Below are 4,421 nucleotides of genomic sequence, written 5' to 3' on the forward strand. Positions count from 1 at the left end.
TCTTAGCAACAACTTTATTAAGGTCTACATCATATGTTCTCTTTCGCATTGTGGGGTCTCCACCACCCCCATCTATCCATTAGATGGGGGCTGAAGCCCCCTTAAATCTTTCTAATTGTGAGTTAACTTGCAATCGAGCCGATTTACGCGGCTCAGTAGAAAGCCAGCCGGCATCGGGCTCGCTTGCGCTTGGATTCGTGTATGCTGGCACCCCCGAAGGGGCCTACCCTCTGTCAGCAGTGCTGATGAAGCCGAAGAAGCTCGCAGAAATGATGCCGGGCTTTCTACTGATCCGATTTATTACGCATGGTTTATGCCTTTCCTAGGCAAATGGCCATTTACTGAAGATTGATAATCTCTATATCTTTTCGTAGAGAAGTAGAGTAGCCATAGCTCAGCGCAATCTGAAGCGGCGTCAGGAATGCTGAATCGATGTTAGGCTTCGGGAACGAGCAGAACATTGTTCCCTTTCCCCCATACAGACGTATAGGATCTCCAGCATCTCCTCGGGGGGTGCAGGAAGGAGGTGAAGAGGGGATGCCAAGCTGCACATCAGCCTCTACCCTATCAATCTGGTTGGTGTTAAGGTTAAAGGGGCAGTCATAAAGAACTGACCCATAATCAATCACAGAGCCTCCTCCGCTGTTGGTAACAGTGATTCTGAAAAAGAGCTTGTCTGCGCCCACTTCCTCAATGACAGAAGAGACTGCCACAGGGCCTCCCTGGCCTCCCCCCACTGGCAGGGAATACCCGTACTCTCCGATCCTGCATGCCTTGTTCTCCTGGACTGCAGAGAAAGGATCAGGATCGATGCAGGCATCAGGAGATGCAATCGTCTTGTATTTATAGCACAAATGAGCGATGATAGGCGCCCGGTAGAGATCATTTCCCTGAGGCCCTGAAAACGGAACCCTTGCTCTTGCCAGGTAATTGAGGTTCTGTATCCCCCCTTCAGGATTAAACTGGCTCCTTCCTACAAGGCTCGTGCTCACGTCTGCATACGGGTCTCCTAATCCGCGGGAAGATCGCGTTTCCCACTGACCCTGGAGAGAGATTGGGTCAAATCCGCTCAGGACAAGATTGCCCTCAAAGTCGTTCGTGAGAGGGTATGCTCCCCGGTTGCGGAGCTCAACAATCAGGTCAACCTCCTCTCCATCAAATATCCGCGGCGGAGGCGCTCCAGGCAAAAACCTCATTTCCACTCCTTGCGTTCCGGTATGAAAATCCCGCTCGACAATCCGGGTGTCAACCCCGCTCTGGCAGCCTGCAACCACTAAAGCAAGAAGAACAAGGAAAAGGACAGATTGAATTCTCATAAGTCATGCTTGGGATCGGGGATATTTAAAGGTTTTGTTAACGCGTCTTCTTAATCAGAACTTCTCTGCTTTCTGTCGCAGTATAGCCATAGGAGATATGCAGCTCAAGGCTTCCGACATACGTTGCAAAGTTTCTTGGAAGCCCCTCAGGAACAGTGCATCTGGCTTCACCTTTTCCTTGCTCAAGCAGTACAGGGCTGCAGTCCAAACGATGGCCCGACAGCGTTCCATCGATGGATATCAAAGTTTCCTGAGAAGGAGAGGTTGCGGCATATCCTGAACAGAGTTCATTCAATGCATCTGCTCGTACAACCTCCCCCTCACCTTGATTTGCAAGATGGACAGTTAGATAAGGGATAACTGCTCTTTCCTCTGATCTCATCTCAACCTCGATACGGGTAATGACAAGAGGCCCTCCTTGGCCAGATGAGGATATATCTTTTGTCTCGCAGGCCTTTTCCGTTACAAAACTTTGTGGGGAATCAGTTTCAATGCAAATCTCTTCCTGAAGGGAGGACTCGTATACATAGCAGGCAAGCGCAGTGAGCGTTGTTCGCTGGCTTTCCTGCTGGATATTGAGGTCCTTTGCCCGCAGCTTCAGATTCATGTATTCAGTCTCACCCAAAGGATTCCCAAGAGATCTTCCTCTGATCCTGACCAGCTTCCTCGGATCTCCTTCCTCCACATCAAGGACTCCATCATTATAAATTATGCTTACAACGCCATTAAGATCGTATGCCCCTTTGTTGGCTATCATAAGCCTTGCAAAAAAGAGCTCATCTTCAAATACCTCTTGAGGAGGGCTGTTTTCCTGAAACTCAAGCTCCAAGCCTGCTGTTCCTGTGCGGATATCCTCTAGAGAACTGGCAATGCTCGGCCCGGAGCTGCTGCATCCAAAAAGAAAAAATAACACAAAGCATCCAGCAATAAGAGTTTTGGAGGTAGTCATATACATTCTCATGAGGCGGCAACAGCCACTTCATCTCCTTGGCCTGAACTGGCAATGGCGCTGGCTCGAACTGTAAGCATTGTTGATTTTGAATCTCCATTCTCTTCTCCATCCCAGGGCGTGACTGAGCAGGTGACCGTATCTCCTGCCTGCGCAGTGAGAGTAAGCTGCTTCTCGCAGCGATACGCGCCGTCGCCTTGCTGCTCACAACCCCCAATATCAGCAAGCTCATTGATTCCGTCAAAGCGGTAGGTTGCTGACACCGAATCTGAATCTGGATCCTTGACTGCAGCAACGCAGGAAAACGTGCTGCCTGCAGTTACCTGTTCAGGGCTGAAAGCCACACTCTCAACCTGCGGCTTGCTGTTGCCTACAGTGGCTTCTTTGAGATCGCTCTCCTCTTCGCCCTCTTTTGTAGTAGCACGCATCGTGCACCTGATGATGTCTCCTTTTTGCGTAAAGCTTGCTTGCAGATCAGCTCTGCATTCCGTATCGCTGCATCCAACGCTCTTTTCGCCCTGGATAGGCTGCTCGCTCCCCCCTGCAATCTTTGAAAAAGTATAGTATGCTGTGGCGAGCCCTTCCCCCTTGCCGATGCAGCTAATGGCCTGGTCGCTTGCTGGCTTTGCAGGACTCAGCTGCACATAAAATCCAGAGGGAGCCTGTACTGAGATAGGAATGCTCTTCTCAAGATGGTAACTGTACGTTGCTGTCGCTTTAAAGTTTTTGATTGCATAGGGGTTTTCATAGGAGTTTTGATTGAGGAGCTGGCCAGCGTTGCGCTGGGGGATGAAGAGGGGGCAGCTGTACGTGATGTAGGGTTGTGTGGATCTTCTGAGGCTCCTTTTTTCTCTCTCCCTGGCTGCGAGATGCAAGGCAAACCCATCCTCGATATCGAGGTTGTCGTAAGGTTCGAAGTCTGTGCAGGACGGCTTGACCTCAATCCCATCTGGAAGAGAGAGGACGATATCATTAAGGAGGTCAAGAGACCCGTCCCAATTGTTTGAAAGCGTCACGCCAAGCACGAATTCCTTATCCTGGCTGCCAATCTTTATTGGCTGGTCTTCTAGCGTTCCAATGCCAATGGCAACAGGCCCAGGAGTGTATGTTGCATCGGGGTTTACTCCAAGGAACCCGGCATCTCGAAGCAAGGTGCTGTCCTTCGGAGATCCTTGAGGATCAACGAGAGGGTTGCCTCGTTGGATAAAATAGACTGGAAGGTAAGACAGGGTGGTGAATGAAAAGTCTGCTGCAATGGTAATCATATGGCTTCCGAGCTCAAGGCTGTCAAAGCTGCAGCCGATGCTTTCCTGGTCCTTTTTCTCAACAATGATGTTGACAGGGCTGCCTTCAAAATAATCCGGCAATGTTGTCCCAACCTGCCTCTGTCTCGGACTGTTGCTGTCAGCCTCGCAGGAAAGCTGGATATGGGTGGGTGCATCAATCGTTTGAGCAGTAAGCTTCCCATAGACAGAAACAGGCTCGCCATCCCGAAATACAAGCTGCTGCGCCCTCACATCCTCAATGCGCACGCCTAAAGGCTCTTTTGCATTTGAATCAACCTGGCCGGTGTAGTAGTCTCCGGTGGTTGCGTAGGTGAGCCTGCCGTGGACAGTATCATTGAACGCATTAGTAACATCATCCCGGAAAGCCTTGAGGTTCTCCCAGAACCTGACAACAACCTGCTGCGCGCTAATAATCTCCTGCCGTGTCGTAGGCTGCACAAAGTTTCCCACAGTCTTGAACTCCTGGTAATTTGCAAAGATAAAGAAGCCGATAATCAGAAATATGGCTGCCTTGCTCATAAAAGTCGGAGCATAGCGATTCTGCATATAGAGTGCGTAAAATACCCAGATAGGGTAAAGGATGTGGTTTCCGCCAATAACGCCCAAAGCCCCGATAGGGACCGTACTAAGAAAGGAAAAGAAGAAAAAATCAAAGAAAAGTAAAACAAGGAGAGTGATGTTTGCGTTTTCCTCTGGAATGTTCGGACGCAAAAGAACAAAGTAGAACAAAATTCCAAAGAGGAGATGCAGCACAGCCCGGCCATCCCATGCAGTGAAAGAAAGAATCAGCGCATAGAACCAAACCACAAAAGCATAAGAAAGGTAAAGTCTCATGTCCTGATGGCTCCGTATCTTTAAAAATCCGATAGC

General features: G+C 49.6%; 3 protein-coding genes. All 3 read right to left on the reverse strand.

All coding sequences use genetic code 11. The annotated features are described in order from the left end of the window. Window positions 1–338: 338 nt before the first annotated feature. On the reverse strand, window positions 339–1,316 hold the full coding sequence (locus VJB08_01915; GenBank protein ID HLD42723.1) for a hypothetical protein: 978 nt from the start codon (window positions 1,314–1,316) through the stop codon (window positions 339–341). 37 nt (window positions 1,317–1,353) lie between these two features. Then, window positions 1,354–2,265 (reverse strand): hypothetical protein, encoded by a 912-nt coding sequence (locus tag VJB08_01920; GenBank protein ID HLD42724.1) that lies wholly within the window; start codon window positions 2,263–2,265, stop codon window positions 1,354–1,356. An 8-nt stretch (window positions 2,266–2,273) separates the two neighbouring features. Further along, window positions 2,274–4,421: hypothetical protein (locus tag VJB08_01925; protein ID HLD42725.1), on the reverse strand; the 2,148-nt coding region annotated here is incomplete at its 5' end.

This window comes from Candidatus Nanoarchaeia archaeon (genome assembly GCA_035290625.1).
In the GTDB taxonomy this organism is placed as follows: Archaea; Nanobdellota; Nanobdellia; order Woesearchaeales; family DATDTY01; genus DATDTY01.